The organism is Mesorhizobium sp. M0060 (genome assembly GCF_040323155.1).
GTDB lineage: Bacteria > Pseudomonadota > Alphaproteobacteria > Rhizobiales > Rhizobiaceae > Mesorhizobium.
Window position 1 is genome coordinate 99,609 of record NZ_JAMYUP010000021.1, and the last position, 6,693, is coordinate 106,301.

The window sequence follows — 6,693 nt, forward strand, 5'->3', positions numbered from 1 at the left end:
TGCGATGGAGTGCGCAGAAACAACCAAATCGCAGCACATCCATGCAAGCGACCGGTATCCTTCCCGGCTAAGCTTATCGCTAATATCCCGACAGCGGATTGGTCGTCTTTCAGACCGTGCTTCGCAAAGGACGTGGGAAATCTGAAGGGTTTGTGTCCCGCTGTCTCCTCTGGGGCCGCCGCATTGATACCACGTCATTTCGCCGGTGACATTTCTGTCGGTCGGGTTCTCGAGTGACCCGGAACTGTCGGCAGATTGTGACGCGAGGTATTTTTCGCAGCTCCCAGCGGGCAAGCCAGCAGTGAATGAACTGGTTCGCTGCATTTCGGACAAGCCCCTCATGTCACAAACATATGGATAGGCGGAGCCGAACTCGCCTTCCCGAGGCATTCGCATAATTTTGCAGATACCAGCTTTGCAGAGCGTCCGTCTCGGAGGATGAGGCGGAAAGCTTCGCCCGAGAGGATATGGTCTGTCCCTGGCGCAGGGGGTAAGATGCCCGCGCCACCTTTGCCGGGTCGTCAGCGATCCTCTGCGACATGGCGTCTCCGACAAAGGCAGGTCCAGATCTGGAGGCCGGCCATGGAGCGACGTGTGTCAAAGGACGGTAACGGAGGCGAGGAGGCACTTTTCAGCGGCGAGCAAGAGCTTCGCTTATTGGTGGAAACGATCCCGACGTTGGTGTGGCGGGCTGAGCCCGAGGGTAATATCGAATACGTCAACAAGCGTGTGCTTGACTATTTTGGCGCGCCGCTTGGCGAAATCACTGGCTGGGGATGGGCGGAAAGAATCCATCCGGAGGACGTCGCCTTCAAGGTGACCAGCTGGCTCGAAAATCTCGAAACGGAAAGTCCTCACGATGTCGTCTGCAGATTTCGCGGAGCCGACGGCCAATATCGCTGGTTCAATGTACGCGGAGCACCTCTGAAGGCCAGCGATGGGCGTGTGCTGCGCTGGTACGGCGTCCTGGTCGACATCGATGAAGCAAAGAAGGCAGAAGACCGGCTACGTCGCAGCGAAGCCCATCTGGCCGAAGCGCAGAGCCTGAGCCGCACCGGTTCCACGATCTATAGCGAGACCACGCTTCTCTATTGGTCGGAAGAGACTTACCGCATCTATGGGTTTGATCCGGCATTGGGCATTCCGAGCTTTGAAGCCGTGTTGAAACGGGTCCACCTCGACGACCGGGACCGGGTGCTCGCTGCGGCTGAGCGTGCGTACACCGAGAAAAGAGGCTATTCGATCGCGTACAGAATCATACTGCCCGATGGAACGGTCAAACACCTGGAATCAATCGGCCGTCCTGTGTTTTCTTCGAACGGAAGGATTGTCGAGTTTTTCTGCACAAACATGGATGTGACGGAACGCAAGCGGGCCGAAGAGGCCCTGCGGGAAAGCGAACACAAGCTCCGTCAGATCTTCGAAACGGTACCAAGCCTGCTGTGGTCAGCGGATCCCGCCGGCGAACCGACCCAGCTCAATCAGCGCCTGTTGGATTACAGCGGCATGCGACTTGAGGACTTCAGGCATGGCGGTTGGGAGACCTTCCTGCACCCCGACGATTTCCCAGAAACCGCAAAGGCTTTCCAGCACGCAATTCAGACCGGAACGTCGTACGAGGCTGTGAACCGTCTGCGTCGAGCGGACGGCGAGTTTCGTTGGCACCACACGCGTGGTGAGCCTCTGCGCGACCAGCAGGGGCGCATTGTCCAGTGGTACGGCGTGTCTGTCGACATCGATGAAGCCAAGAAGGCCGAAGACCGGCTGCGCCGCAGCGAAGCCCATCTGGCCGAAGCACAGAGGCTCAGTCACAGCGGTGCGACGGCCGCCAACAAATCGAAGGTCCTCTATTTTTCGGAGGAGGCTTACCGCATCTGGGGGTTTGATCCGACGCTGGGTATTCCGAGCTTTGAAATGATGGCCGAACGGCTTCACCCAGACGACCGGGATCGGGTACTTGCAGGGGTTCAGCTCGCATTCACAGAGAAAAGAGGCTACTCGCACGAGTACCGAATCCTACTGCCCGATGGCACGGTCAAACACATCGAATCAATCGGGGAACCTGTGTTGTCCGCAAGCGGGGAGCTTTTCGAGCTCGTCGCCACGCAGATCGATGTCACGGAGCGCAAGCGGGCTGAAAAGGCTCTTCGGGAAAGCGAATACAAGCTCCGTCAAATCTTCGAAACAGTACCAGGTCTCCTCTGGTCATTGGACCCCGCCGGCGAACCGACCCAACTCAATCAGCGGCTGTTGGACTATAGCGGCATGCGATTTGAGGAGTTCAAGCAGCGTGGTTGGGAGGCCTTCGTGCACCCTGACGACCTTCCAGAAACTGCAAGCGCTTTCCAACACGCAATTCAGACCGGAACTTCATACCAGGCTGTGAACCGTCTGCGTCGGGCGGACGGCGAGTTTCGTTGGCACCATGCTCGTGGTGAGCCCCTGCGCAATCGACAGGGACGCATCATCCAATGGTATGGCCTGTCTGTCGACATTGATGGAGCCAAGAAGGCTGAAGAGCGGCTACGCCGCAGCGAAGCCTATCTGGCGGAAGCACAGAGGCTGAGTCACAGCGGTGTGTCGGCCTTCAACGAGACGAAGATTCTCTATGGGTCGGAGGAGACTTACCGCATCTGGGGGTTTGATCCGGCGCAGGGGGTTCCGAGCCGCGAAGCCGTGTTCCAACGAATCCACCCAAGCGACCGCGACCGGCTGAACGCAGAGGTTCAGCGCGCGGTGGGCGAGAAGAGAGGCTACTCGATCGGGTACAGAATCGTACTGCCCGATGGAACGGTCAAACACCTCGAAGTAATCGGCCAAACTGTGTTCTCCGCGAGCGGGGAACTTGTCGAGATTGTCACCACACAGATCGACGTGACAGAACGCAAGCGCGCCTCGGAAGCATTGCAGGAGAGCCAAGCGAAATTCCGTGACTACGCCGAAAGTGCCTCCGATTGGTTTTGGGAAATCGGCCCGGACTACAAGTTCACGCTGCTGACCGAGAATGCATTTGGTTCAGACTCGGCTGATCGAATTGGCACGGCGTGCTGGGATGGCGCTCTCGATCTCGAAACGGAGCCGGAGAAATGGCGGCTTCTCCAGACAACTCTCGATTCCCGTAAATCATTCCGTGACTTCGTATATCACTCCGCTCGCCGCCACGGCTCGTCCATCCATGTGAAGGCAACTGGCAAGCCAGTGTTTGACGCCGAGGGAAAATTCCGTGGCTATCGCGGCACCGGCACCGACGTGACAGCACTCATGCGCGCGCAGGAGGAGCATGAGAGGCTGCGCCAGCTGGAGTCGGATCTTGCACACATGAACCGCCTGAGCGTAATGGGAGAACTGACCGCCTCGCTGGCTCACGAAATCACGCAACCGATTGCGGCGGCGCGCAACAACGCCCGTGCGGCCATGCACTTTCTGGACAGAAATCCACCGGATCTGGGCGAAATCCGAGAAGCGCTCGCCAGCATCGTCGACGATGCCGACCGAGCCGGAGACATCATCGACCGTATCCGTGATCACATCAAGAAAGCGCCTCCTCGAAAGTCTCGTCTCGACCTGAACGAGGCGATCGACGAAGTGATTGGGTTGGCGCAAAGCGCGATCACCACGAATGGAGTCTCGGTCCGAACCCGCCTAGCGGAGGGGCTGTATCCCGTCGAGGGGGATCGTGTTCAACTGCAGCAAGTCGTGCTGAACCTGATCCTGAACGCGGTCGAAGCCATGAGTACGCTCCAGGCCGAGCCACGGGAGATGTCGATCAGCACCGAGCAAACGCAGACCGGTGGCGTTCTCGTGTCTGTGCGCGATTCAGGTCCGGGCATTGATCCGGATAATCTCGATCGAGTTTTCGAGGCTTTCTACACCACGAAGTCAAATGGCGTCGGGATGGGACTGTCGATCTCCCAGTCGATCATCGAAGCCCACGGGGGCCGGCTGTGGGCAGACATGAATGCATCGGGTGGGGCCGCACTTCGGTTCTTCTTGCCCGGCGCGGGCAAGGCACTCACGAATTCTCGTCGCTCGGCCGCCCAGACTGGAGAGCCTCACGAAGACGCCGTGATGGCGACATCAAAGAGGCCCGCGACGTGACGACTCCGTCCGGACATGCACCTGAGACCGTTTGGGAGGACGGGGAGTTCGTCCTGTCCCGTGGCCTGTGGGATGGCGAATCCTTGCCGCTCCTCGCAGCCATGCCCTCATCGGCGCAGCCCTCGCCAGAAACCCTTGCGCGGCTGCAGCACGCCTATGCGCTGAGGGATGAGCTCGACCCTGTCTGGGCGGCCCGACCCTTGAGGCTGGAGCTTCACCAGGGGCGGCTTACGCTCTTCAGCGAGGACCCCGGCGGCGAGCATCTGTTGCGGCTCCTAGAGCGGCCCTGGGAGATTACAGCGTTTCTACGCCTCGCCATCGGCGCGGCTACAGCGCTTGGTCAGCTTCACCAGCACGGCCTCATCCATAAAGACGTCAAGCCGGCGAATATGCTGGTGAATCCCGTCACCGGCCAGGTATGGCTCATGGGCTTTGGCATCGCCTCGCGTCTGCCACGCGAGCGCCAGGCCCCCGCGCCGCCGGAGGTGATCGCCGGCACACTCGCCTACATGGCGCCCGAGCAGACCGGCCGGATGAACCGCTCGATCGACGCTCGCAGCGATCTCTATTCGCTCGGCGTCACGTTTTACGAGATGCTCACCGGGACATTGCCGTTCACAGCCTCCGATCCCATGGAATGGATCCACTGCCACATTGCCCGCCAACCGCCACCGCCCGACGAGCGGGTCGCGGGCATCCCGGGGCCGGTCTCGGTGATGGTGATGAAGCTTCTCGCCAAGACGGCCGAAGACCGCTACCAGACCGCCGCGGGGCTCTCGGTCGATCTGCGCAAGTGCCAGGCGGAATGGCAGTCGCATCGTCGCATAGAGCCGTTTCCGCTCGGCATTTGCGACGTGTCGGACCGACTGATGACGCCGGAGACGCTTTACGGCCGGGAGCATGAGCTCGGGACGCTGCTTGGCGCCTTCGACCGGGTCGTGGCGAATGGCGCAACAGAGCTCGTGCTCGTGTCCGGGTACGCCGGCATCGGCAAGTCTTCGGTGGTGAACGAACTCCAGAAGGCGCTCGTCCCGCCGCGGGGCCTGTTTGCGTCGGGCAAGTTCGACCAGTACAAACGAGACATTCCGTATGCCACCCTGGCGCAAGCCTTCCGGAGCCTCGTGCGGCCCGTTCTGGGCGAGAGCGAAGCTGAGCTTGGCCGTTGGCGAGACTCCCTGAGCGAGGCGCTCGGCCCCAACGGCCAGCTCATCGTCAATCTCGTTCCCGAATTGGAGCTCGTGATCGGGAAACAACCGCCGGTCGCGGACTTGCCTCCACAGGATGCAGAGAACCGCTTCCAGATGGTTTTCCGGCGCTTCCTCAGCCTGTTCGCGCGGGCGGAGCACCCACTGGCGCTGTTCCTCGATGATTTGCAATGGCTGGATGCCGCGACGCTCGACCTCCTCCAGCATCTGGTCACCCATACGGAAGTACGGCATCTGCTGCTGGTGGGGGCTTACAGGGACAACGAAGTCGGCCCGGCGCATCCGCTCATACGAACGCTCGGCGGGATACGCGAGGCGGGAGCAAGAGTCGAGGAGATCGTGCTGACCCCTCTTGGACTGGACGATATTGGGCGACTCGTCACCGACGCTTTGCATTGCGAGCCGGAGCGCGCGCGGCCCCTGGCGCAACTGGTGCACAAGAAAACCAGCGGCAATCCGTTCTTCGCGATCCAGTTCCTTACGGCGCTGAACGAAGACGGGCTTCTCGTTTTCGATCCCGTCGCTCCAGCCTGGCGATGGGACATCGATCGCATCCGCGCCAGGAGTTACACCGACAACGTCGCAGATCTGCTCATCGAAAAGATGAGGCGGCTCTCCGTCCCCGCCCAGGAAGCGATGAAACAGCTCGCCTGCGTTGGTAATGTCGCCGACGTCGCCACTCTGACTCTGGTTTACGAGGAAACGGAGGAGGCGATGCACGCAGCGCTCTGGGAGGCCGTCTGCGCCGGGCTCATCCTCCGATCGGGCAGCACCTACACATTTCTCCACGACCGTATCCAGGAGGCTGCTTATGCGCTCATCGCCGAAGGCGAGCGTGCTATGGCGCATCTTCGGATTGGCCGATTGCTCGCGGCGCAGACCACGTCGGAAGAGCTGGAAGACAGCATCTTCGACATCGTCAACCAGTTCGACCGCGGCGCGGCGCTGATTACCGCGCCGGAGGAGCGCGAGCAGGTCGCCGAGCTCAACCTCATGGCGGGCAAACGTGCCAAGGCGGCAACCGCCTATGCCTCAGCGCTGCAGTATTTTGCCGCCGGCCGCGCTCTGGTGGCGGAGGACGAATGGGAACGGTGCTACCGGCTCACGTTCGACCTCGAACTCAACTGGGCTGAGTGCGAGTATCTATCCGGGGAGTTGGCCTCAGCGGAAGAACGTCTCTCGGTGGTGTCAACGCGCGCACGGACAACTGTTGACTCTGCTGCCGTCACCTGTGTGCGTATCAACCTCTACACGAACTTGGACCAGAGCGGCAGCGCCGTGGCCGTCGGCCTGGACTATCTCCAGCGGGTTGACGCCCAGTGGTCGCGGCACGCGACGGCGGAAGACGTCCGCCAGTCCTATGACCGATTGTGGCAGCGGCTCGGGTCTG

The 6,693-nt window shown here is 60.9% G+C and carries 2 protein-coding genes; both read left to right on the top strand.

Going from position 1 to position 6,693, the window contains the following annotated elements; translation table 11 throughout:
• Positions 1–582 precede the first annotated feature (582 nt).
• Positions 583–4,098, top strand: coding sequence for a PAS domain-containing sensor histidine kinase (locus NKJ94_RS20870; RefSeq protein WP_352527387.1), 3,516 nt, complete (start codon positions 583–585; stop codon positions 4,096–4,098).
• A gap of 83 nt (positions 4,099–4,181) precedes the next feature.
• A partial coding sequence (locus tag NKJ94_RS20875; RefSeq protein ID WP_352527388.1) for an ATP-binding protein occupies positions 4,182–6,693 on the top strand: 2,512 nt, incomplete at its 3' end.